Source organism: Methylocapsa palsarum, assembly GCF_900114285.1.
Taxonomy (GTDB): domain Bacteria; phylum Pseudomonadota; class Alphaproteobacteria; order Rhizobiales; family Beijerinckiaceae; genus Methylocapsa; species Methylocapsa palsarum.
Genome location: NZ_FOSN01000002.1, coordinates 288355 through 311825, shown reverse-complemented (window position 1 = coordinate 311825; position 23471 = coordinate 288355). Strand labels below are relative to the sequence as shown.

23 protein-coding genes and 2 pseudogenes are annotated in these 23471 nt (G+C 63.3%); 15 read left to right on the top strand and 10 right to left on the bottom strand.

Annotated elements, in window-relative coordinates; genetic code table 11:
* Position 1: 1 nt before the first annotated feature.
* Positions 2 to 373, bottom strand: a complete 372-nt coding sequence (locus tag BM177_RS04345) for a hypothetical protein (RefSeq protein ID WP_175492474.1) — start codon at positions 371 to 373, stop codon at positions 2 to 4.
* On the opposite strand from BM177_RS04345, the pseudogene BM177_RS04340 reads away from it, so the two are divergent.
* Together BM177_RS04340 and BM177_RS04335 are read left to right on the top strand one after the other, a co-directional pair.
* Positions 326 to 1375, top strand: a pseudogene (locus BM177_RS04340) (type IV secretory system conjugative DNA transfer family protein); the annotation flags it as partial. The gene BM177_RS04345 and the pseudogene BM177_RS04340 sit on opposite strands and share 48 nt — an antisense overlap.
* Positions 1376 to 1380: 5 nt before the next feature.
* The gene (locus tag BM177_RS04335) at positions 1381 to 1836 is read left to right on the top strand and encodes a CopG family transcriptional regulator (RefSeq protein WP_091678873.1); all 456 of its coding nucleotides are present in this window, start codon (positions 1381 to 1383) and stop codon (positions 1834 to 1836) included.
* A 193-nt stretch (positions 1837 to 2029) separates the two neighbouring features.
* Here BM177_RS04335 and BM177_RS04330 read toward each other — a convergent pair whose 3' ends face one another.
* Positions 2030 to 3019, bottom strand: a complete 990-nt coding sequence (locus BM177_RS04330) for a protein NO VEIN domain-containing protein (protein WP_091678515.1) — start codon at positions 3017 to 3019, stop codon at positions 2030 to 2032.
* Positions 3020 to 3298: 279 nt separating this feature from the next.
* On the opposite strand from BM177_RS04330, the gene trbB reads away from it, so the two are divergent.
* From trbB to BM177_RS04275, 11 genes are read left to right on the top strand one after another with little or no spacing between them, the layout of a single operon-like run.
* Positions 3299 to 4318 (top strand): P-type conjugative transfer ATPase TrbB, encoded by a 1020-nt coding sequence (trbB, locus tag BM177_RS04325; protein ID WP_091678512.1) that lies wholly within the window; start codon positions 3299 to 3301, stop codon positions 4316 to 4318.
* Positions 4303 to 4614 (top strand): TrbC/VirB2 family type IV secretion system protein, encoded by a 312-nt coding sequence (locus tag BM177_RS04320; protein ID WP_425284366.1) that lies wholly within the window; start codon positions 4303 to 4305, stop codon positions 4612 to 4614. The genes trbB and BM177_RS04320 overlap by 16 nt, the downstream gene beginning before the upstream one ends.
* Positions 4614 to 4895, top strand: coding sequence for a VirB3 family type IV secretion system protein (locus BM177_RS04315; protein ID WP_091678506.1), 282 nt, complete (start codon positions 4614 to 4616; stop codon positions 4893 to 4895). Before BM177_RS04320 ends, BM177_RS04315 begins: the two co-directional genes overlap by 1 nt.
* A 14-nt stretch (positions 4896 to 4909) precedes the next feature.
* Positions 4910 to 7348, top strand: a complete 2439-nt coding sequence (gene trbE, locus BM177_RS04310; protein WP_091678503.1) for a conjugal transfer protein TrbE — start codon at positions 4910 to 4912, stop codon at positions 7346 to 7348.
* Positions 7345 to 8106, top strand: a complete 762-nt coding sequence (gene trbJ / locus BM177_RS04305) for a P-type conjugative transfer protein TrbJ (protein WP_091678500.1) — start codon at positions 7345 to 7347, stop codon at positions 8104 to 8106. Before trbE ends, trbJ begins: the two co-directional genes overlap by 4 nt.
* A 10-nt stretch (positions 8107 to 8116) precedes the next feature.
* Positions 8117 to 8437 (top strand): putative entry exclusion protein TrbK-alt, encoded by a 321-nt coding sequence (gene trbK-alt / locus BM177_RS04300; RefSeq protein WP_091678497.1) that lies wholly within the window; start codon positions 8117 to 8119, stop codon positions 8435 to 8437.
* A 4-nt stretch (positions 8438 to 8441) separates the two neighbouring features.
* On the top strand, positions 8442 to 9806 hold the full coding sequence (gene trbL, locus BM177_RS04295) for a P-type conjugative transfer protein TrbL (protein ID WP_091678494.1): 1365 nt from the start codon (positions 8442 to 8444) through the stop codon (positions 9804 to 9806).
* A gap of 2 nt (positions 9807 to 9808) precedes the next feature.
* Complete coding sequence (trbF, locus tag BM177_RS04290) at positions 9809 to 10498, top strand: conjugal transfer protein TrbF (RefSeq protein ID WP_091678491.1); 690 nt, start codon at positions 9809 to 9811, stop codon at positions 10496 to 10498.
* Entirely contained in the window at positions 10495 to 11562 is a 1068-nt protein-coding gene (trbG, locus tag BM177_RS04285) for a P-type conjugative transfer protein TrbG (RefSeq protein ID WP_091678486.1), read from the top strand. The genes trbF and trbG overlap by 4 nt, the downstream gene beginning before the upstream one ends.
* Entirely contained in the window at positions 11559 to 12830 is a 1272-nt protein-coding gene (locus BM177_RS04280; RefSeq protein ID WP_425284364.1) for a TraB/TrbI/VirB10 family type IV secretion system protein, read from the top strand. The genes trbG and BM177_RS04280 overlap by 4 nt, the downstream gene beginning before the upstream one ends.
* Positions 12827 to 13063 carry a DUF2274 domain-containing protein gene (locus BM177_RS04275; protein ID WP_091678483.1) on the top strand — a complete coding sequence of 79 codons (237 nt, stop codon included), beginning with the start codon at positions 12827 to 12829 and terminating at the stop codon, positions 13061 to 13063. Before BM177_RS04280 ends, BM177_RS04275 begins: the two co-directional genes overlap by 4 nt.
* Here the strand turns inward: BM177_RS04275 and BM177_RS04270 are convergent.
* The gene (locus BM177_RS04270; RefSeq protein WP_280140522.1) at positions 13047 to 13961 is read right to left on the bottom strand and encodes a LysR family transcriptional regulator; all 915 of its coding nucleotides are present in this window, start codon (positions 13959 to 13961) and stop codon (positions 13047 to 13049) included. The two genes, BM177_RS04275 and BM177_RS04270, sit on opposite strands and share 17 nt — an antisense overlap.
* A gap of 198 nt (positions 13962 to 14159) precedes the next feature.
* Here BM177_RS04270 and BM177_RS04265 point away from each other — a divergent pair, with 198 nt between their 5' ends.
* Entirely contained in the window at positions 14160 to 14444 is a 285-nt protein-coding gene (locus BM177_RS04265; RefSeq protein WP_091678864.1) for a helix-turn-helix transcriptional regulator, read from the top strand.
* A 168-nt stretch (positions 14445 to 14612) separates the two neighbouring features.
* Here the strand turns inward: BM177_RS04265 and BM177_RS04260 are convergent, their stop codons facing one another.
* The 4 genes and pseudogenes from BM177_RS04260 to guaA all read right to left on the bottom strand — a co-directional run bounded on the left by BM177_RS04260 (position 14613) and on the right by guaA (position 19434).
* Complete coding sequence (locus BM177_RS04260) at positions 14613 to 15533, bottom strand: nucleotidyl transferase AbiEii/AbiGii toxin family protein (RefSeq protein ID WP_091678479.1); 921 nt, start codon at positions 15531 to 15533, stop codon at positions 14613 to 14615.
* Positions 15523 to 16143, bottom strand: coding sequence for a type IV toxin-antitoxin system AbiEi family antitoxin domain-containing protein (locus BM177_RS04255; protein ID WP_091678474.1), 621 nt, complete (start codon positions 16141 to 16143; stop codon positions 15523 to 15525). Before BM177_RS04255 ends, BM177_RS04260 begins: the two co-directional genes overlap by 11 nt.
* A 122-nt stretch (positions 16144 to 16265) precedes the next feature.
* Positions 16266 to 17518, bottom strand: a pseudogene (locus tag BM177_RS04250) (tyrosine-type recombinase/integrase).
* Between the two features lie 317 nt (positions 17519 to 17835).
* A complete protein-coding gene (guaA, locus tag BM177_RS04245) occupies positions 17836 to 19434 on the bottom strand; it encodes a glutamine-hydrolyzing GMP synthase (RefSeq protein ID WP_091678469.1) in 1599 nt (532 codons plus the stop codon).
* A gap of 231 nt (positions 19435 to 19665) precedes the next feature.
* Here guaA and BM177_RS04240 point away from each other — a divergent pair, with 231 nt between their 5' ends.
* Positions 19666 to 21141 (top strand): cryptochrome/photolyase family protein, encoded by a 1476-nt coding sequence (locus BM177_RS04240; protein WP_091678465.1) that lies wholly within the window; start codon positions 19666 to 19668, stop codon positions 21139 to 21141.
* On the opposite strand, the gene BM177_RS04235 is transcribed toward BM177_RS04240, so the two are convergent.
* The 3 genes from BM177_RS04235 to BM177_RS04225 form a co-directional block, all read right to left on the bottom strand.
* Positions 21142 to 21828, bottom strand: coding sequence for a DJ-1/PfpI family protein (locus tag BM177_RS04235; RefSeq protein WP_091678861.1), 687 nt, complete (start codon positions 21826 to 21828; stop codon positions 21142 to 21144).
* Between the two features lie 64 nt (positions 21829 to 21892).
* The gene (locus tag BM177_RS04230) at positions 21893 to 23182 is read right to left on the bottom strand and encodes a hemolysin family protein (RefSeq protein ID WP_091678462.1); all 1290 of its coding nucleotides are present in this window, start codon (positions 23180 to 23182) and stop codon (positions 21893 to 21895) included.
* Positions 23175 to 23444 carry a hypothetical protein gene (locus BM177_RS04225; RefSeq protein ID WP_139223510.1) on the bottom strand — a complete coding sequence of 90 codons (270 nt, stop codon included), beginning with the start codon at positions 23442 to 23444 and terminating at the stop codon, positions 23175 to 23177. The genes BM177_RS04230 and BM177_RS04225 overlap by 8 nt, the downstream gene beginning before the upstream one ends.
* Positions 23445 to 23471: the final 27 nt, after the last annotated feature.

Sequence of the window (23471 nt, the reverse complement as noted above, 5' to 3'; positions counted from 1 at the left end):
GTCATCGAGCCGGCAATTCCGCGGATTTCACAGGCGCCTTCCCAGCCGGGCATATGGTCCTTGTGCACTTGCATGAATTCCCGCGCGGCGGCGAGAGCCTCGTCAGGCCCCGGTAGATCAAAAATCGCGATTCGATCGGCCGCTTCGGATCGGAGAGAAAGGCGGCGACGCCGGCGAGCGTCTTGTCCGCCCCGGCATAAAGGACATGGAGGATGGCGCCGACCAGCAGGGCGTGGCTGACGGGATCACGATACAGACCCAGAAACGACATGGCGGTGGAGAGCACGCCCGACCGCTCGTTGTCGGATTTATTTAGCAATTCGCGCGCCGCGCTGGCGATGACACGCTCGCCGCGATGATGACGACGGCGCATCTAGGTGAAGCCGGCCCGCATCCGGTCGCCGAAGTCACGCGTCGCTGCGACTGGCGGATCACCGATATCGTCGGCGCCAAGCACCCGACGACGCTCTACCTCGTCGTGCCGCCCTCCGACATCAACCGGACCAAGCCGCTCATCCGCCTGATCCTCAACCAGATCGGTCGTCGCCTGACGGAGGACTTGCAGGCAAAGGCCGGTCGCCACCGGCTGCTGTTGATGCTCGACGAGTTCCCCGCTTTGGGGCGTCTGGACTTTTTTGAGAGCGCGCTCGCCTTCATGGCGGGCTACGGGCTGAAGAGTTTCCTGATCGCCCAGTCTCTGAACCAGATCGAGAAGGCATATGGGCCGAACAATTCGATCCTCGACAACTGCCATGTGCGGGTGAGCTTCGCCACCAACGACGAGCGCACCGCCAAGCGCGTCTCGGATGCTCTAGGCACCGCGACCGAAATGAAGGCGATGAAGAACTATGCCGGGCACCGGCTGTCGCCGTGGCTTGGCCATCTGATGGTGTCGCGTTCGGAGACGGCCCGGCAGCTGTTGACCCCCGGCGAAGTGATGCAGCTTCCGCCCACCGACGAGATTGTCATGGTTGCCGGCACGCCGCCGATCCGGGCGAAGAAGGCGCGCTACTATGAGGACGCGCGGTTCAAGGAACGCATCCTGCCGCCGCCATTACTTGCGAAGCCGAAACAGGGGCGCCCCGATGACTGGACCACCTTGCCGTTGCCGCCCCGGCCGCAGACCGGCGAGTCGACACCGGCGCCCGCAACTGAGGACGATGATCCGACCGACTCCGAGCGTCGCCACCAACCCGAACTCAGCCGGACGCAGACTGCGGAAAAAATGGCGCCGATCGAGAACGAGTTCGAGATCGACGCCGAGCGCGATGACGAGATGGAGGATGCAGCCACGCGCAACAGCCGGATGACCGGGATCATCCAGGGCGTCGCCCGGCAGGTCTCGCTTGATCCCGGCGACGGAATGGAGCTGTGACGACCGTGACGGCACGCAAAAAGAAAGCGCAAATCTCCGTCTATCTCGATCCCGACGTCATGACGATGCTGGCGGACTATGCCGCCCGCCGGGACCAGCCTCAGTCGCTTATCGCCGAGGCCGCCATCGCCAGCTTCCTGTCGCCGGACGCGGCCGAGCGCCGTGAAGCCGTCCTCACGAAACGCCTCGACCAGATTGACCGCCGCATGACGCGGATGGAGCGCGACGTCGGCATTGCCGTGGAAACGCTCGCCGTATTCATCAAATTCTGGCTCGCCACCACTCCGTCGCTGCCCGAACCGGCGGCTCAAGCCGCCCGCGCCAAGGCTAGCGAACGCTACGATGCCTTCGTCGTCGCACTGGGGCGCCGGCTGGCGAAGGGGCCAAAGCTCCAACAGGAGATTTCCGAGGACGTCACGATGTCTCCACCACACAACGATCTTTCAGACAGACACGAATGAGGCAGATCGAGTCCCGCCCAGTCCCTCAGCCTACGCCAGAGCGCACAGGCTATCCGGCGGCTGCCAACGGCTCATACGAACCGCCAAGCTTCGCCCTTGGGATAACAGTATCTCTGTCACTCGATTCCGCTGTTTTCCGTATGGTTGAGCGTGCCAGCCTTTTCGAGGACTTTGGGCTTGGGAGCTCAGGCCATCAGTTTTCTACCTCTGGAACGAACTTTCCAAGATAAACATAAGGTTCGAGGTCAAATGCTTGTTTCAGCGCCTTGGCGTCATATTCGACGATTCTGCGATCCGCATCCGACAGTGCGGAGATCACCATAGCCAGCCGCCACGATGGATTAGACCTAAGCCCTATCTCGTACTCGTTCCGGGTCAAGAAGAATTGCTGGTTGGGGCTGGGGGTGCCCTTCACCTCGACATGGCGGACCGTCTTGCCCTTGGTGAACACAAAGTCATATCCGCATGGGATATGAGTTACGCGTTGGGACGTGAACCCCTTGGCATCATAGTGCGCAATCACAGCTTGCTCTGCCGCTTTCTCTACCTTTTTGCGATGCTCTGCGGTGCCGAAGCCTTTCAGGGGGTCAACAGGATCGAGTTCGGGATCGGGCGCGCTGTCTACGCTCGGATTGTGGACGACGATGCCGCGGAGCGCTTTCAGCTTGCGCTTCAGAAGGCTGAGCACGCGCAGTTTGTTGTTGCTGGCTTTTACGTCGGGCCCAGCGAGGAATGAGTATTTCGATTGTCCGACAGAGGTGTCCGAGAATGGATCGTTCCGTTGCTCTGGTGGGACGAAAAAGGCAGACTTGCTCGTGATGCAGTAAGACCCGTCCCCATCTCCGGCTGATGGATTGGGGCTTTTCCTATCACCGATCAGGCTGGCATTCTCATACCAGCCGACAATATGGACTCCCCTGTGCTTGGGATTTTTAGCCAAGCATATGACAGTCCAGCCTTCAGTGTCATCATTTGAAGGTGCATAACCCCTCCCCTGAGGCGGAACATAACAATGATACCTGCCGTCGGGATCGGGCGCGAAGTTGAACGCTTCGTGGCCGCGCCCTTCATTCTTTTTGCCCTTTTGCGCGTTCAGCCAGCCGAAGTTGCCATCGACCAGCCCGCCGCGATACCAGTCCGACCAGCCGAACTTAACCCACAAGACCTTCGAAAGGTCGGTCATTCGTGCTTCTCCACAAGCCTTATTACATGACTTTCGAATCCGCTTTCGATCTCGAACATCTCAGAGAATCCTCAAATCGGACGATATGGGCTCGGCCCAAAGAAGGTCGATTGACGTTGTCCGATAGGCGATCAGCTTTCGGACGCGCCGCCGTTCTCCTGTATTTGCACGCTACGCTACTACGACGCTATATACTTGTTGAACCTGCCTAATTTCCGGCTCTTTTAATCATCCCCGTGCCGGCGAGCGTCTGTTCTCCCCGATGGAACTGGGGATCAGATGGCGGCTTCGCATCACAATTCGGAAGGACTGGCACGGGGTGCGCGGATGCTGCGCACCGCGCTCGGCCCGGCTATCGCCAGGTTTCTGGAAGATCCGTCCGTCGTTGAAGCGATGCTGAATCCGGACGGACGGCTGTGGATCGACCGTCTATCCGAAGGGCTGTCCGACACGGGCGAACGGCTGTCGCCAGCCGATGGCGAGCGCATCGTGCGCCTGGTGGCCCACCATGTCGGCGTCGAAGTCCACGCCGGCGCGCCGCGCGTCTCGGCGGAATTGCCCGAGACGGGCGAGCGGTTCGAGGGGCTCCTGCCGCCCGTTGTCGCGGCGCCGGCCTTTGCGATCCGCAAGCCCGCCGTCGCCGTGTTCACGCTCGACGACTACGTCACCGCCGGGATCATGTCGGGGCGCCAAGCCGTGACGCTGCGACAGGCAGTCGCTTCCCGCGCCAACATTCTTGTCGCTGGCGGCACGTCGACCGGCAAGACGACACTGACCAATGCACTGCTGGCCGAGGTCGCGAAGACCGCCGATCGTGTCGTCATCATCGAAGATACGCGGGAGCTGCAATGCGCCGCGCCGAACCTCGTGGCCATGCGCACGAAAGATGGCGTCGCCTCGCTCTCCGATCTGGTTCGCTCCAGCTTGCGCCTGCGCCCGGACCGCATCCCGGTTGGCGAAGTGCGCGGCAGCGAGGCCCTCGACCTCCTGAAGGCGTGGGGCACCGGCCATCCTGGCGGGATCGGCACCATTCATGCCGGCAGCGCCATCGGCGCGTTGCGACGAATGGAACAGCTCATCCAGGAAGCCGTCGTCACCGTCCCGCGCGCCCTGATCGCCGAGACCATTGACCTCATCGCAGTCCTCGCTGGTCGCGGATCGTCCCGCCGGCTCGTTGAACTCGCCCGCGTCGAAGGCCTTGGCCCTGACGGCGACTACCGCGTCACCCCTGTCACAACCCAGCCCGAAGAAGGAGCTTCCCAATGGTTTCGCTTCCCCGTCGTATGCATCGTCGTCTGACGATGACCGCCTCCGTCGCCGTCATCAGCGTGATGATCGCGCCCGCCGCCCATGCTTCCGGCTCGTCGATGCCGTGGGAACAACCGCTGACGCAGATCCTCAATTCGATCGAAGGGCCGGTCGCCAAGATCATCGCGGTGATCATCATCATCGTCACCGGCCTGTCGCTGGCTTTCGGCGATACGTCGGGTGGCTTCCGCCGGCTGATCCAGATTGTCTTCGGCCTGTCAATCGCGTTTGCCGCGTCGAGCTTCTTCCTGTCGTTCTTCTCCTTCGGCGGCGGAGCGCTGGTCTGATGGCGGGCGGCGTCGAACAGAGCGGTGATGTGTCGGGCTACACGGTCCCGGTCCACCGGGCGCTGACCGAGCCTATCCTGCTCGGCGGCGCCCCGCGCGCCATCGCCATCCTGAACGGCACATTGGCGGGCGCGATTGGCCTTGGCCTGCGCCTGTGGCTGATCGGCCTCGTCATCTGGGCGATTGGCCATGTCGCCGCCGTCTGGGCCGCCAAGCGCGATCCGCTCTTTGTCGATGTGGTGCGCCGCCATCTGCGTATCCCCGGCCATCTGTCTGTCTGAGCAAGGGCGCGCACATGATGAACCTCGCCGAATATCGCAACCGCAACAGTCGGCTCGCCGACTTCCTGCCCTGGGTCGCATTGGTCGGCCAAGGCGTTGTCCTCAACAAGGACGGGAGCTTCCAACGGACGGCGCGGTTCCGTGGTCCAGATCTGGATTCGGCTGTCCCCGCCGAGTTGGTCGCCGTCGCCGGCCGCCTCAACAACGCCTTCCGCCGTCTCGGCTCAGGCTGGGCGATCTTCGTGGAGGCGCAGCGCCATGCCGCCGCCAATTATCCAGCGAGCCGTTTTCCCGACGCGGCGTCGGCGCTGGTCGATGCCGAACGTAAGGCCGATTTTGAAGAGGCGGGCGCACACTTCGAGTCCAGCTACTTCCTCACCGTTTGTTATCTGCCGCCGGCCGAGGACGCCGCCCGCGCCGAGACTTGGCTGTATGAGGGCCGCGCGCGTGCCGGCGTCGATGCGCGCGAAGCCTTAAGCGGCTTCACCGATCGCACCGACCGCATCCTGCGGCTGATCGAAGCCTTCATGCCAGAATGCCGCTGGCTCAATGACGCGGAAACGCTGTCCTATCTGCATTCCTGCGTTTCGACCAAGCGGCATCGGGTCCGGGTCCCTGAGACGCCGATGTATCTCGACGCGCTCCTGGCCGATCAGCCGTTGACCGGCGGGCTGGAGCCGCGCCTCGGCGCGTCACATCTGCGCGTGCTCACTATCACCGGCTTCCCGACCGCGACGACGCCCGGCCTGCTCGACGAGCTGAACCGCCTGGCCTTTCCTTATCGCTGGGCGACGCGGGCGATCCTACTCGACAAGACCGACGCGACGAAGCTGCTGACGAAGATCCGGCGGCAATGGTTCGCCAAGCGCAAGAGTGTCGCCGCGATCCTGAAGGAGGTGATGACCAACGAGGCGTCCGTCCTCGTGGACACCGACGCGGCGAACAAGGCGGCGGATGCGGATCTCGCGCTTCAGGAACTCGGCGCCGATTATGCCGGGATGGCCTATGTCACGGCGACCGTAACCGTGTGGGATGCAGATCCCCGCACCGCTGACGAGAAACTGCGGCTGGTCGAGAAGGTCATCCAGGGCCGCGACTTCACCGCGATGACCGAGACGATCAACGCGGTGGACGCCTGGCTCGGCTCACTGCCAGGGCACGTCTATGCCAATGTCCGGCAGCCGCCCATCAGCACTTTGAACCTCGCCCATATGATCCCGCTTTCAGCGGTTTGGGCGGGGCCGGAACGGGACGAGCATTTTGCGGCTCCCCCACTGCTCTTCGGCAAGACCGAAGGCTCGACCCCGTTCCGGTTTTCCCTTCATGTCGGCGACGTGGGCCACACGCTCGTCGTCGGCCCGACCGGCGCGGGCAAGTCCGTACTGCTCGCGCTCATGGCTCTCCAGTTCCGGCGCTATGCCGGCGCCCAAGTGTTCGCGTTCGATTTCGGCGGATCGATCCGTGCGGCCGCCCTCGCCATGGGCGGTGACTGGCACGATCTCGGCGGCGGGCTGACTGACGGTTCGGAAACCTCGGTCAGTTTGCAACCGCTCGCGCGCGTCGAGGATCTGGCCGAACGTGCCTGGGCCGCCGACTGGATCGTCGCCATCCTCACCCGCGAGGGTGTGCCGATCACGCCGGAGGTCAAAGAATATATCTGGACGGCGCTGACTTCACTGGCCTCGGCCCCGGTCGATGAACGGACCATCACCGGCCTTGCCGTGCTGCTCCAATCCAATGACCTGAAGCAGGCGCTCCGGCCCTTTTGTGTTGGCGGTCCCTATGGCCGGCTGCTCGACGCGGAGGCCGAATATCTCGGCTCCGCGACCGTCCAGGCATTCGAAACGGAAGGGCTGATCGGCACCGGCGCGGCGCCCGCCGTACTCGCATATCTCTTCCACCGGATCGAGGACCGTCTCGACGGTTCGCCGACGCTCATCATCATCGACGAGGGGTGGCTGGCGCTCGACGACGAAGGCTTTGCGGGCCAACTCCGCGAATGGTTGAAGACGCTCAGGAAAAAGAACGCCAGCGTCATTTTCGCCACGCAGTCGCTGTCGGACATCGACGGATCGGCCATCGCCCCCGCCATCATCGAGAGCTGCCAGACCCGGTTGCTGCTCCCAAACGAACGGGCGATCGAACCGCAGATCACCGCCATCTATCGCCGGTTCGGCCTCAACGACCGCCAGATCGAAATCCTCGCGCGGGCCATGCCGAAGCGCGACTATTACTGCCAGTCCCGGCGTGGCAACCGGCTGTTCGAGCTGGGTTTGTCCGACGTGGCGCTTGCGCTCTGCGCCGCCTCGTCGAAGACCGATCAGACCGCCATCGCGAAGATCGTCGGCGATCACGGCCGCGATGGCTTCCTTGCCCAGTGGCTTCGGCACCGCGGCCTCGCCTGGGCCGCAGACCTAATTCCCAACCTTACCAACACGGAGATGTCCTCATGAAACTGCGCCACTCCCGCGCGGTGCTTTTCGCCGCGTCCATCCTCGCCGTTCCCACGGCCCTATCACCAATGTTCGCGACGCCTGCCGCCGCGCAATGGATCGTGTTCGATCCGTCCAACTATGCCCAGAACGTGCTGACAGCGGCGCGCGAACTTCAGCAGATCACCAACCAGATCACCAGCCTGCAAAATCAGGCGACATCACTGATCAATCAGGCGCGCAACCTCGCGAGCCTGCCTTACTCCTCGCTACAGCAAATCCAGCAATCGATCACGCGGACGCAGCAGCTTCTCGGCCAGGCGCAGGGTATCGCCTACAACGTCCAGCAGATCGATCAGGCCTACCAGACGACCTACGGCAAGGTGGCGCTGTCCGCATCGAGCCAACAGCTCGTCACCGACGCGCAGACCCGTTGGCAGAACACAGTCTACGGCCTTCAGGACGCCATGCGTGTTCAGGCGACCGTGGTGGGTAATCTCGACACCAACCGCACGCAGACATCCGCGCTCATCGGCCAGAGCCAGGGCGCGACGGGTGCGCTTCAGGCGACCCAGGCCGGTAACCAGCTTCTCGCCTTGCAGGCCCAACAGCTTGCCGATCTCACCGCCGTCCTCGCAGCGAACGGTCGCGCGCAAGCGCTTCAGGCGGCCGAGCAGGCGACGGCTGTCGATCAGGGCCGCATCCAGCGACAGACCTTCCTGACGCCCGGCCCCGGCTACCAGCCGGGCAACGTCCAGATGTTCCACAACAGCAATTGAGGCTCGGGCGATGGAGGAAAAGACACTTGCCCGGCTCGGCGCCATTGTCTTCGTCGCGCTCGCCATTACCGCGACCGTGATTGAGGTCACGCGCAGACAAGAGGCGCCGATCGCCCGGGGCGTCGAACCTACCATGGTTCCTGCCACCGACCCGCTTCGTGATGATCTGACCCGCTGCCAGCTCCTTGGAGAAGCGGGCGCGCGCGACGCCGTGTGCCTGCGCGTTTGGGCCGAAAACCGCAGGCGGTTCCTGACGCCCGGCGCGTCGCCTGAAGCGGGATTCCCCAATCCAGTCCGGCCTGCCGCGCCCGGCGCATCGGAGGCTCGGTAACATCATGGGCGGCACCGGCATCATCGACCAATTCCTTGGCGTCTTCACCACCTATATCGATAGCGGTTTTGGCCTCCTCAGCGGCGAAGTCGCCTTCATCGCCACCACGTTGATCGTCATCGACGTGACCTTGGCGGCGCTTTTCTGGTCATGGGGCGCTGACGACGACATCATCGCGCGACTGGTCAAGAAGACGCTGTTCGTCGGCGTCTTCGCCTATCTGATCGGCAACTGGAACAACCTCGCCCAGATCATTTTCAACAGCTTTGCCGGCCTTGGGCTGAAGGCGTCAGGCACAAGCTTCACCACCGCTCAGTTGCTCCAACCTGGCCGCGTCGCTCAGGTCGGGCTCGACGCAGGCCGCCCGCTGCTCACCTCGATCTCCGGCCTAATGGGCTACGTCTCGTTTTTCGAGAACTTCATCCAGATCGCGGTGCTGCTCTTCGCCTGGGTGATGGTGCTGCTCGCCTTCTTCATTCTCGCCGTGCAGCTTTTCGTGACGCTCATCGAATTCAAGTTGAGCACGCTCGCCGGCTTCATTCTCATTCCCTTCGGCCTGTTTGGCAAATCCGCCTTCATGGCCGAGCGTGTCCTGGGCAACGTCATCAGCTCCGGTATCAAGGTCATGGTGCTGGCCGTGATCGTCGGCATCGGCTCGACCCTATTCTCCCAATTCACGGCCACCACGACCGGAGCACAGCCGAGCATCGACGATGCTATGGCGATCGTGTTGGCGGCCTTGTCGCTCCTTGGCCTTGGCATCTTCGGGCCGGGTATCGCCAACGGTCTCGTCTCTGGTGGCCCGCAACTCGGAGCCGGCGCAGCCGTGGGTGTCGGCTTGGCGGCTGGTGGCGTGGTCGCCGCAGGCGCCGCAGCGGTTGGAGCTGTGGCCTCCGGCGGTGCGGCCCTCGCCGGAGGCGCCGCCGCGGCCGCCCGTGGCGGAGCCGCGCTCACCGGTGGAGCTTCCACTGCTTACAGCCTTGGGGCCGCCGGACAGTCCGGCGCGGCCGGAGTCGCATCTGGACTTGGCAATGTCGCCAGTGCCGGGGCGCAGGCTGCCGTCTCGCCGTTGAAGCGCGCCGCGTCGAAAGCCGCCGACAGCATCAAATCCAGCTACCAGTCCGGCGCACGCGCTGCCTTTGAGATGACAGGCGGATCGTCCACCGCCGGCACGGTCGGCGGTGACGGCGAAGGTGCCGACCCGGCTGGCGCATCGTCTTCCGCCGCAGCTGGTGGCCAGCCTGCCTGGGCGACGCGCATGAAGCGCGGCCAGCAGGTGTCCCACGGCGTCCAGGCCGCCGCCCACGCTGTCAAATCCGGCGACAGCCATGGCGGCGGGTCTTCCGTCAACCTCTCCGAAAGCGACTGAACATGAGCTTCTTCCGACGACCCTCCACCCATTACGGCAAATCGCCCGAGCCTGAGACGCCCTACCAGCGAGCGGCGCAAATCTGGGACGACCGCATCGGCTCCGCCCGCGTGCAGGCACGGAACTGGCGGTTGATGGCCTTCGGCTCACTCGCGCTGTCGGCCGGGCTCTCCGCCGCGCTGGTCTGGCAGTCCGCCAGCGGCTCCATCGTGCCTTGGGTGGTGCAGGTCGATCACCTTGGTCAGGCCCAGGCCGTGGCGCCGGCTACCGCCGACTACCAGCCAACCGATCCGCAAATCGCCTTCTATCTCGCGCGCTTCATTGAACAGGTCCGCTCGATCCCCGCCGATCCGATCATCGTCCGGCAGAATTGGCTGCGCGCCTATGACTTCACGACACAGGCCGGCGCACTCGCACTCAACGACTACGCCCGCGCCAACGACCCTTTCTCCAAGGTCGGCAAGACGCAAGTGTCGATCGACGTCTCCAGCGTGATCCGGGCTTCGCCGACTTCGTTCCGCGTCGCCTGGGTCCAACGCACCTATCAGGACGGCGCCCTGGCCGCGACTGAACGCTGGACGGCCATCCTTACCATCGCAGTGCAATCGCCCCGCGATCCCGAAAAACTCCGGGCCAATCCACTCGGTATCTACATCAACGCCATCAACTGGTCGAAGGAGCTTGGACAATGACTGTCGCTTCCCGCAAAGCCGCCCCCCGGAAAGTGGGAAGCCCGGCTTTCCTCATTCCCGCCGTTCCGGTTTTCCGTAAATCCGGTTTGCCCCTTCTGCTGATTTGCACAACGGCGCTCGCCGGCTGCGCCACCCTGCAGAAGCCGCCCGAGATCGATTATGACGATGCCCCGGCCGCCGTGCAGACGGTCGATCCGCCCGCGCCGGTGAAGGTTGTGGAGCTGCCCAAGGTTCTGCCGTTGCCCGGCCAACTGAAACCGGTCGGCAACGACGGCAAGCCGACACCGGAATTGCCCGATCCCGCCGCGCGTGTAAACGAGGCGAACGCCGCCGCGCGGATGCAACCGGTACGCAACGGTTTCATCAACGCCATCCAAGTCTATCCTTTCGTCGATGGTGCGCTCTATCAGGTCTATACCGCGCCGGGGCAGATCACCGACATCGGCCTCCAGCCGGGCGAACAGCTTGTCGGCTCCGGTCCCGTCGCCGCCGGCGATACGGTGCGCTGGATCATTGGCGACACAGAAAGCGGCGCGGGGGCGACGAAGCAGGTCCACATCCTCGTCAAGCCGACGCGTAACGAACTGATGACCAACCTTGTCATCAATACGAACCTGCGCACCTATCATATGGAACTGCGCTCGACCGAGAAGACCTACATGGCCTCCGTGTCCTGGCAGTATCCGCAGGATCAGCTCATCGCGCTGCGCCGGCAAAATGAGCAGGCCCAGGCCGCCCAACCGGTCGCTTCCGGCGTCGATCTGTCCCACGTCAATTTTCGCTACGAGGTGACAGGCGACCGCGCGCCGTGGCGACCGTTACGCGCGTTCGACGACGGGCGCCAAGTCTTCATCGAGTTCCCGCGCGGCATCAGCCAGGGCGAGATGCCGCCGCTCTTCGTCGTAGGCCCGGAGGGCGACACATCCGAATTGGTGAACTATCGGGTCCGCGACAACTACATGATCGTCGACCGGCTCTTCGCCGCCGCCGAGCTGCGCTTCGGTTCCGACAAGAGCCAGAAGCGCGTCCGCATCACCCGCACTGACGGGAGGCCAGCGTCGTGAGCACGTTTGATCCTGAAAAGGGAGAAGAGGCAAAGCGGGACGCGGAACCTCGGCCGGAAGCTTCTGGCGCTGACGACGCCCGGCCGCTGACCGGCGAGCCGGTGGCGCCCATGCGACTGCGCCCCGAACCGCCGAGCGTCACACGCCTGTCGCGCAAGGTGCTGGCCGGGCTTGGCCTCGTCGCAAGCGTCGGCATTGGCGGAGCGCTGATCTACGCGCTCCAGACCCAACACGGTGGGAAGCCGAATGAGGAGCTTTACGCGACCGACAACCGCACGACACCGGACGGGCTTGCCGGGCTCCCGAAGGACTATTGCGGTGTGCCGCGTCTCGGCCCGCCGTTACCTGGCGATCTCGGACGGCCAATCCTCAATGCCCAGAACAACGGCCAACCGGTGCCGGGTCCTGGCATCACGACGCAGAGCGCGGTTGCTTCCGGCCCGAGTCCCGAAGTGCAGCGTCGCCTTCAGGAACGGGAGGCGGCGCGCACAGCGCGCCTATTCGCCTCGACCGAGACGCGGCCCGCGAACACCAGTTCAACTCAGCCGGCGGCGACAACCATGCCACCGACCGATCTCGCCAGTCTTGGCCTTGCGCCGCAGCCGGCGACGCCCTCGGCGCAAGATCGCCAGCTCGCCTTCCTCAATCAAGCGCCCGATAAGCGCACCGTCTCTCCCGATCGCGTCGCGGCACCGGCTTCCGCGAATATCCTTCAGGCTGGCAGCGTCATTCCAGCGGCGCTGATCACCGGCATCCGCTCAGACTTGCCCGGCCAGATCACCGCCCAGGTGACGGAAAACGTCTATGACAGCCCAACCGGGCACATCCTGCTCGTGCCTCAGGGCACGCGCATTATCGGCCAATACGACAGCGGCGTTGGGTTCGGCCAGCAGCGCGTGCTTCTTGTCTGGAACCGGCTGATCTTCCCCAATGGCCGTTCCATCGTCCTGGAGCGACAGCCCGGCGCGGACTCTGAGGGCTATGCCGGCCTTGAGGATGGCGTCGATTATCACTGGGATGAGCTGTTCAAGGCCGCTTCCCTGTCAACGCTCCTGAGCGTTGGCGCGCAGGCGGGCGCCTCCGGTCAGGACAACAACATCGTGCAAGCCTTGCGGCAGGGCGCGTCCAACAGCGTCAGTCAAGCCGGCCAGCAGATCGTGGGCCGCGAGCTGAACATCGCGCCGACGCTGACCATTCGGCCGGGCTTCCCGGTGCGGGTAATCGTCACAAGAGATTTAGTACTTGAGCCCTACGGAGGCGAACAATGAAACTGAAACTCGGGCCACTTACCGAAGACAAACCGGTGAAAGTGACACTGGAGCTGCCTGCCGGCCTCCATCGCGATCTGATTGCCTATGCGGAAATTCTCGGTCACGAGACCAACCACACTCCATCCGATCCCGTTCGCCTGATCGTGCCCATGCTCGAACGGTTCATCGCAACGGACAGGGGATTCGCCAAGGCCAGGAAAGGCGGCAGTTCATCTACGCCGACGTCTTGACGGTTTTCAAAGCGGCGGCTTCGGCCATCGATCTTGCAAGTTCGATCAGACGCAGGAAGGCTGGGTTATCGTTCTGCGATGACCATACCATGCTGTAGGGCAGTGTTTCATTTGCCATTGGCCGGTATAAAACGCCCGGAACTTGCGTCGTCGTAATCCCTTCGCTTGCCAATGTCAGGCCTTGTCCGAGTGCGACCAAGGACAAGAGGTTATGCCGCCCAACGCTTTGCGGCAGGATTTCCGGGCTTTGCCCAAGGCCCGCCAAACGCTGAACGAGATAATTGTATATCTCCTGGCCCGGAACCACTTCGCTCACGATGAATCGTTCGCCGGCCAAATCCTCCCATTCAAGCTCTTCCGACGAGGTCAAGGAATGCTGCTCCGGCAGCGCGGCAAAGACGCGCTCCGACCATAAATATTCGGTTTCGCAGCCGGGCCATTCGAGCGTCCCCGTCACAAATGCAATGTCGAGCTGATGCTGCCTTATTGCGGCAACATGTTCGGACTGGCCGCCGTCGACGAAAGACATCTGCACTGCGGGATAGGATTCGGCAAAGCCCCGAATGAGGCCGGACAGGAAACCTGATCCCAGTGACGAAAAAATGCCGATCTTCAATTCGCCGGCGCCGACACGCCCAATCGCCGCCACTTCCGTTTTGGCCAGATTAATTTCAGAAAGCGCCTTGCGACCTCGATCGACGAACTGCTTTCCGGCGAAAGTGAGTTGAACGCCGCCGTGGGAGCGGACGAACAGCGCGGCGCCAAGCCGCTCCTCCAGATCGCGAATACGCCGGCTGATAGCCGACTCGTGCACCCCCAAGGCTGCCGCCGCTCGCCGAAAGCTGCCGTGGTCTTCCGCAGCGATCACATAGTTGAGGTGGCGGACTTGTATCGACAATCGTTCTCGCTTCCCTCTCGATTCGCCCCAATACAGACGAAAGCCTATCGGTTAAAATTGTGTGTCCTGCGCTGCCTTTAGCCATCCTATGTGCTCGCGGCACTATCCCACTCTACTACGACACATTTTCTTGCTTCAATATCTTCAGTTTATCGCTTTCTATCGGATGCATTCATCGATGCTTGCAGAGGATTGGCGATGACAAGACAAACGCAGCCGTTGCAAAGGAAGACGATTCGACGGGACCAACTTCGCGAAATTGTGCCCCTCGCGGACACGACCATCTACGAGATGGAACGTCGCGGCGAATTTCCATTGCGATTTAACCTGACCTCGCGGTGTGTCGTCTGGGATTTGGCGGAGGTCGAGGCATGGCTCGATGCCAGAAGGCAAGCCTCCAAAGCCAAAACCGTCAAACGCGCACCATCGCCCGACGTCCAATTGCGCAAATCCCGCCCCGTCAAACACCCAGTGACGGTATGAGTGGATCCATAGAAGGCAGGTGGAGCGTCGTGACATAGATGCCGTTACCAAGGCGGATCAAGGAAGCCAAGTGCGGTGCGCTTCCATGAACGAGAGCTTTAAATAGTTTGCAAAAATATCAAATAAACCAAAAGGCTGACTCAGAATCTTAAATTCGGGTCTGAGTTTTCACTTTTCGACCATATCCCCCAACGACCACGGGCCGCCAGGCGGCCAAACAGATACCCCACGCGGATCGCTAACGACCAGAGGCATCAGAAAACCTCGGAGATCCACGATGATCATGGCGAAAACATCCGGCGCGGCGGCCATCCGCTCACGTCCGAGGAAGGCACGCCATTGAGCAGCCCACGCCGCCGCAAATTCGTCGGTCAGTCCAACCGGTGTATCGAGCGGTAGCGGCGTGCCGCGCCGATCAAACGTGCGCTGCACGGCTGCGACCAAGCCGCCCTGGCGAAATTCAAACGTCTGGGCAATCAGCCAAAGATCGTAGAAGTCCTTGAGCCGACTGTTCGCGATTCCGAGCGACGTCAGGGCTTCGAACTTTTCAGCGACCACCGTCTCCACGGGATAGGCACGGAGGTGCGGCGCGGGGTTGTCCAGCAACGTCGGATAATCAATCTCGACCGGCGCAGGCGTTACCGCATCGCCGAAGCCGACATCGACCTGAATCGGCACGCGCGCTCCGGCAATCGTCGCCGTCGTGCGCACCCGCACACCGCCATATTCGACCTCCTCACGAATCGGCGCGGCGTGCAAACCAGCGCCATCAAAGTCCACGCCATCGTCGGCGACTGGCTCGGCACAGATGGAGCGGAAGGTATCGGCGATGGCCCCCACGTCATTGTCACCGTGGCCAAGCAGATCAAGATCGCGAGTCGGCCGGAACGGATCGGCGACCCATGTCACGAAGAGCATCGCGCCTTTCAGGATGAAGCGCTCGCGATGCACGGAAACGCTCAACCGGTAGAGCAGACGTTCCAGTGCATAGCGTGTAAGCAGGACCTGAAAGTCCGACCTCTCGGCGCGCGCCAGATCCAGCAGGCGCGCCCGCACAGAAGCGCCGATGTTGCGGGGCTCACGCGGCATCGGACACCATCGCTTCGACATAGGGACGCATCACCGACCAGACCCTCGCCTTGCGTGCGTAGCGCCAGAGTTCATCAGGCGTGCATCGCCGACGGCGAAGGCCCTCCCGCAGCCCTTCCATAGCCACGTCGAGGCCAACTTTAGCGCGATAGCGGAAACAGTCGACGATCGTCCTCGCCGGGTCTGTAATGGGGACCTCTACCCCCTCGATACGATGACGTACGACGCCGTCCGCCAGAGAATCCCCGGTGAAGCGCACGAACCTGATGCGCGGATAGTCAATCTTTGGCCGCCACGCGGTTCGCTCGATCGCCATCCACACGGCGGCCGGCATCTGGAGCGTCATCTCGTGATATTGAAGCGCCGACGTCAGGCAGACGATGCCCTTGGGAACCAGGGCCGCAGCTTCAGCAAGCGTATGGGCGGCCTCGACTTGCGCATCGGGAAGCTGATAGAGCCCCCGCGCCGGGCGCACGACCGCGCCTTCCCGGACAAGACGCGCCAGCGTCTCCGGTCCGATGCCTTCGGCCACGAAATCCTTAAGCCGGAGCATTCCCCGGGCAGTCAGGAGATCGAGAGCGCGGGTCCGTTGGGCGCTTGTTGACGGCATCAATGGGTGACAACTCCTCTGCACTCCAAATTTATAGCAGAGGTTTTATCACAAATCACATGGGAGGGGAAAGCCTTCCCGCGCGAAAGAACCGGCCGGCGGCTCGTCCGCCGCCCGTTCGGTCAAACATTAGGCTCCGGCGTGAGTAGGTCCATCGATGGCGGATAGAGCGTCGGGCTGTATTTCCGGCCACCGGCCCAGGCATCGATAAGGTTCGCCCACTCCTGCATCATATGGCGCCGCTGATGTTCGTATTCGGCCTTGTTATAGATGCCCCGTGATGAGCGGCCATCCTCATGAGCCAGGCATTTCTCGATCCAGTCGCTATTGAAACCCAGCTCATTCAGGAGGGTCGAACCGGTCCGGCGAAGATCGTGAACCGTGAACGATTCCAACGGCAACCCCTCCTTCTTGGCACGGACCACGACAGCCGTCGTGATCCGGTTGAAGGTCGCCCGCGACATGGGTGCGTCCGCGTCGTAGCGGGAGGGCAGAAGATACCTTGAATTTCCGGCGCAGGTTTTCAGCGCGATCATTATGTCGATGGCTTGCTGGGGCAGATAGACGTTGTGCGCTTTGGACCGCTTCATACGCTCCTTCGGGATCGACCAGACGGCGTTTTCAAAATCAACCTCATCCCAAACAGCGTCTTGCAGCTCGCTTTTGCGGACCATGGTGATCAGGATCAGCTTCATCCCAAGCCGGATTGTCGGCAGCGTAGGGACGTGCTCCAGCTGCCCGAGCATGTCGCGGATCTCGGACGGCGACAAAGAGCGATCTTTCGGGACAAACGTCGCGATCGACGCCGGTCCAACCTCCTCGGCCGGGTTGGCGACCTTCTCCCCATGCAGGATCGCAAAGCCAAAAATGAGCTTCACAATGTCCCGGACGTGGACTGCTGTCGCTGGCGCGCCACGCTCCTTTACCTTCGCACACATCGCTCGGAGATCGTCTGGCGTGATCTCAGTGAGCAACCTACTGCGGAACTTTGGCAGAATATCGCGCTCGAATATGGCCCGACGCATGGCCTTTGTGCTGTCCGCCATCCGCGCTTCCTGAAACCAGCGCTCGCCGAACTCACCGAAGCTCTTCGCCTCCTTTAAGCGCCGCTTGTCCCGTTGCTTCTCCTGGTGAGCGCCCCTCCTGGATTGCGCGTTGTGCATCGATCAGCTTTTCCCGGGCTCGCGCAAGCGAAACGCCAGCCCGGCCATATCGACCAATGATGAGCGTCTCACGGCGACCGTTGAGGCGGTAGTCATAGCGGAAGGTGATAGCCCCTGTCGGCATGAACGAGGACGTACATACCGTCACGGTCCGTCACCTTGTATTTTTTCTCTTGAGGTTTCAGCGCCTTAAGCGCGGTATCGGTCAGCATTTTCCTCTCCCGGAATAGGCAAAGACGGAGGAAAGCCGCTGAAATGTCCGTCAGGTCATTTTGACGCCATCTGGACCACATTTTTCCCTTTTATTTCAGGGATATACCATCCAAAAAAGTCCGTCAGCGGCCTTCATACTGCTGACGGTATCTTTATTTTGCATTGACAGCAAGTTTGTCGGGTCCGTCAGAAGGTCCGTCATTTGCGACGCTAACCCCGCGATAGACCCCGATAGACGTCGGAAGGTTTATTCTTATTTTTCCTTGACTTATGCCGTACTTTAGCGTAGATTTGGATACGGTCGGATGGGCCTGAATCATTCCCACTCGATTGTTCCCGGCGGCTTGCTGGTTACGTCGTACACGACCCTGTTGACACCCTTGACCTCGTTGATGATCCTTGTCGCCGCGCGGCCGAGAAACGCCATGTCGAAGGGGAAGAAATCGGCCGTCATCCCGTCGACCGAGGTGACCGCGCGCAAGGCGCAGACGAATTCGTAGGTCCGCCCGTCGCCCATGACCCCGACCGTCTGCACCGGCAGCAGCACCGCGAACGCCTGCCAGATGTCATCGTAGAGGCCGGCCTTCTTGATCTCGTCGAGATAGATCGCGTCGGCCTGACGTAAAATCTCGAGTTTTTCCGGCGTGATTCCGCCGGGGCAGCGGATCGCGAGGCCCGGACCCGGAAAAGGATGCCGGCGCACGAACGCCTCCGGCAGACCCAGTTCACGGCCGAGTTCACGCACCTCGTCCTTGAACAATTCGCGCAAGGGCTCGACGAGCTTCATGTTCATGCGTTCGGGCAGCCCACCGACATTGTGATGCGACTTGATGGTGACGGAGGGACCGCCGCTGAACGAGACGCTTTCGATCACATCGGGATACAACGTGCCCTGAGCGAGGAATTCTGGCGCGCCCCTTCCGTCGGCGGCGATCTTTTTCGCCTCCGCCTCGAAGGTCGAAACGAACAGGCGCCCGATGATCTTGCGTTTTTCCTCCGGGTCCGAAACGCCGGCGAGCGCATCGAGAAAAAGCGCCTGAGCCTGCGCGTGCACGAGCGGGATGTTGTAATGGTCTCGAAAGAGGCCGACCACCTCCTCCGCCTCGCCGAGGCGCAACAGGCCATGATCGACGAAGACACAGGTCAGACGGTCGCCGATCGCCTCGTGGATCAGCACGGCGGCGACTGCGGAATCGACCCCGCCCGACAATCCGCACAGCACCCGACCATCGCCCACCTTGCGTCGGATCGCGGCGATGGCCTCACCGCGGAACGCGCCCATGGTCCAGTCGGCGCGCAAGCCTGCGATCTTGTGCACGAAATTCGACAACAGCTTCGCGCCGTCCGGCGTGTGCATCACTTCAAGATGAAACTGCACGCCATAGAAGCGACGCGCCTCGTTTGCGATCGCCGCCATCGGCGCGCTGGCCGAGGCCGCGATGACGGAAAAGCCCGGCGGGAGTTCGGTCACGGCGTCGCCATGGCTCATCCAGACGGGATAGCGCGCCGCAAGGGTCCAGACGCCCTCAAAGAGGGCGCTTGCGGCGCGAACCTCGACCTCGGCGCGGCCGAATTCGCGGTGGCGTCCCGGCGCGACCTTGCCGCCCAGCTGGAGCGCCATCACCTGTTCGCCGTAGCAGATGCCAAGCACCGGCACGCCGGCGTCGAAGAGCGCGTCCGGCGCGCGCGGCGCGCCCTCGTCATGGACGGAGTTCGGCCCGCCCGACAGAATCACCGCCTTGGGCGTCAGCGCCGCGAAGGCGGCTTCCGCCGACTGGAACGGCGCAATCTCGCAATAGACGCCCGCCTCGCGGACCCGCCTTGCGATCAATTGAGTCACTTGCGAGCCGAAATCGACGATGAGAACCTTGTCGTGCCGCCCGGCGATTTCATCGTGCAGACCATCGTCGGTCAATTCAGCGCATCCTCGTTGGTGATGTCTTCGAGTAGGGGATTGGGCGAGGGCGCGCAAGGTTTGCGACGCGGAAAAGGCCTGAGGCCATATACGGCGGCCAGCGCCGCTCGCGACCGGCGATTTTGTGCGGCTTATCGCGCGGCCGTCATGGCCGCAGCTGAAATCCGGGTCAGGAATGGTTACGTAATCGAGGACTATTCAACCCTATCGCGTCGAATTTCCGAGTCCGGAATGACCAAAACGCCCGCACGCGCCATTGCAGAACCCGCCATCCTCTGGTTTCGCGACGATCTGCGGCTTGCCGACAATCCGGCGCTGCGCGAGGCGCACGCTTCGGGGGCGCCTCTTCTTTGCGTCTATGTGTTCGACGAAGAGACCGCGGGAATGCGCAAGCCTGGCGGCGCTTCGCGCTGGTGGCTGCATCATTCTCTTGCGGCGCTGGGACAGGACATCGCGGCGCGCGGCGGACGGCTCGATCTGTTTCGCGGAGCGGCGGAAACGATCCTGCCCGCTCTGGCTCAGAAATCCCGCGCCGGCGCCGTCTTCTGGACGCGCCGCTACGGCGGCGCCGAAATCGCGGCGGATGCGAACATCAAGGCGGCCCTGACCGCGGCGGGCGCGCGCGCCGCGAGCTTCAAGGGCCAGCTCTTGCACGAGCCGTGGGAGCTTGAAAAGAAATCCGGCGGCGGTTTCGAGGTCTATTCGCCTTATTGGCGCGCCGCGCGGGCGATGCCCGAGCCCGCCGCGCCCCTCCCCTCGCCAAAGGACATCTCCTGCGCCCCCTGCCCGTCCGGCGGGCCGGACCGGATCGACCTCGCCGATCTGGCGCTTTTGCCGACGCGGCCAGATTGGGCCTCGGGCTTGAGGGAAACCTGGACGCCCGGCGAGCGCGGCGCGCAGGCGCGATTGACCGCCTTTCTGGCGAATGGCCTTGAAAACTACGCCGCCGCCCGCGACGACCTTGGCGCCGCCGCGACCTCGCATCTGTCGCCCCATCTGCGCTTTGGCGAAATCTCGCCGCGTCAGATCCTCGCCGGTGTCCGCTGGGCGGAGCAGGAAACGCCCGGCTCAGCGAGAGGCGCCGAAAAATTTCTGGCCGAGATCGGCTGGCGGGAGTTTGACTACCACCTGCTGTTCCGCCATCCCGGCGCGGCGGAGACGAACATCAACCCGCGGTTCGACGCCATGCCCTGGCGCAGCCCCTCGAAAACCGCGCTTCGCGCCTGGCGCCTGGGCCGCACCGGCTACCCCGTCGTCGACGCCGGGATGCGCGAACTCTGGACCACCGGCTACATGCACAACCGCGTCCGGATGGTCGCGGCGTCGTTCCTCGTCAAGCATCTGCTCGTCGACTGGCGGATCGGCGAGAAATGGTTCTGGGACACGCTCTGCGACGCCGACCCGGCGAACAATCCGATGAACTGGCAATGGGTGGCGGGAAGCGGCGCCGACGCCGCGCCCTATTTCCGGGTCTTCAACCCGGTGCTTCAGGGCGAGAAGTTCGACTCTTCGGGCGTCTATGTCCGCCGCCATGTTCCCGAACTCGCGGCGATGCCGGATCGATGGATTCACAAACCCTGGCTCGCGCCGACCGACGTGTTGCGCAAGGCGGGGGTGACGCTTGGGAAGACATACCCGGCGCCGATTGTGGATCACGCAAAGGCGCGCGCCGACGCGCTGGCGGCGTTCGAGGCGATCAAGGGCTGATCATCCGCTCGCCAGCCGCTTCACGGCGATCTCGACCAGCTTTCGACGCTCCGCCCGTAACGGCGCCATCCGCTCGAGCACGGCGGCCAGGACCGGCTCGGGCGCCGTGCGCGGCGATCCCGCCTGGAAGGGCGGCGCGGGCGCGTATTCGAGAGCAAGCTGGATTTCCTCGGCGCCCGCCCTGCCCGCCAGTTCGGCGACGAGCGCCAGGGCGAAATCGATCCCCGCGGTCACGCCGCCGCCGGTCATGAGGGCGCCATCGCGCACGATTCTCCCTTCTTCCGGAACGGCGCCGAACGCCGCGAGCAGATCATGAAACGCCCAATGCGTCGTGGCCCGCTTGCCCTTGAGAAGGCCCGCTGCTCCAAGAACAAGCGCGCCGGTGCAGACCGACGTCACATAGCGCGCGCCGACGGCCTGCCGGCGCAAGAAATCAAGGACCTGCTCATCGACAAGCAGCGGGTTCATCCCGCGCCCGCCCGGGACGCAGAGGACGTCGATCTGTCCGCAGGTTTCAAACGTCGAAGTCGGCTGAAGCCGCAACCCGGTCGTAGACGCGACGGGATCGAGCGTTTTCCAGATCAGCAGAACCTTCGCCTCCGGCCAGCTCGCAAAGACCTCGAACGGTCCGGTCACGTCGAGCTGCTGCACGTCCGGAAAGATGAGGATGCCGATGGAGACCGCCATTGACGTTCCTTCTGATTCCTGTTCGTCGAGAGGCCGCGATGGTCCGCTGCGACTTGCGTTTGTCTCAACCGTTCCCATTCGTCAGACGGCGCGCCAGAATTTTATCGACGCGCAGACCGTCGAGGTCAACGACTTCGAAACGCCACCCATAGGCGTCAAAATATTCGCCGGTCGCCGGCATGTGATGCAAATAGCCGATGACGAAGCCTGCCGCGGTCTGGTAGTCGCGCTTGTGCGGCAGGTCGAGAAAAAGCGTCTCCGCCATTTCATCGACGGGCATCGAGCCGGAGATGAGCCACGAGCCATCCTCCCGTCGCACCGCCTCGGGTCCATCGAGATCTTCGTCCGAGCGGAACGCTCCGGCGATGGCGTCAAGGATGTCGGCAGGCGTCACGAGGCCCTCGAAATGTCCGTATTCGTCATGAACGAGCGCCATCGGCACCGCCGTCTCGCGCAGGACGTTCAGGACGCCGAGCGCGTCCAATGTGTCGGGCACCACCGGCGCCTGCCGAACATGCGCCCTGACGTCCAGCGGATCACCGGCCAGCGCCGCGTTCAGCAGTTCGCGCACCTCGACGACGCCGATCATTTCGTCGCGCTCGCCCTCGCTCACCGGCAGGCGGGAATGTTCCGTCGCGCGCAAGGCTTCGCGCAGAGCCGCCACAGGCTTGGTGACGTCGAGCCATTCGACCTCTCTTCGGGGCGTCATCACCGCCCGCACGGCGCGGTCGCCGAGACGCAGGACGCCGGATATCATGCGGTGTTCCTCGCCTTCGATGACGCCGGCGGTTGCGGCTTCGGCGACGAGAGACTTGATTTCCTGTTCGGTCACCGCGTTGTCCGGCTCCTCGGGCTGGCCAAACAACCACAAAACGATCCTCGTCGATGCGTCGAGCAGCCACACGAGGGGCGAGGCGAACCGCGAGACCGCCTCCATCGGCGGCGCGATGACGCATGCGATGGCCTCCGGGTCGCGCAGCGCAAGATGTTTGGGGGCAAGTTCGCCGACAACCACGGAGAAATAAGTGATCAATCCGAGCACCAGTCCATAGCCGAGCGGATCGGCCATCCATTCCGAAAGGCCTTGCTGACGCAGCCAGGCCGTCACATTGGCGCCGAGCGCCGCGCCGGAAAACGCGCCGGCGAGAACGCCGACGAGGGTGATGCCGATCTGCACCGTCGAGAGAAACCGGCCGGGAGTCTCGGACAGGCGGAGGGCCGTCGTCGCGCCGGCCCTGCCGGAGTCGATCATCGTCTTAAGACGAGACTTGCGGGCCGAGACGATAGCGAGCTCGGAAAGGGAGAGCACGCCGTTAAGCGCGATCAGACAGGCGGCGACGAGGAGTTCAAGCACCTTGTCCGGCGCGCTCTCGCGTCCGGTCTCCTTTCCGTTGGCCGGGCCGGCTCGCCTGTCCGCGCTCGCTTGCGCCGATCGCGGCGTTCATGCCCAGGAGGTCAATCGCGATGCGCCAGAGCGCAAACGCCTCCAAAATGGCGACGTTCAGCGCCGCGCCCGCCGCGGCGCGCGGTCCATCAGCCGGAAAAACCAGCGGATACGGCGACAGCCGGTCGAGCCGCCGCACGTCCGGAGCAATGAGCATGCCGAAGCGGGTCATTCGCGGGTCCTTGTCTTTTTCTACCGG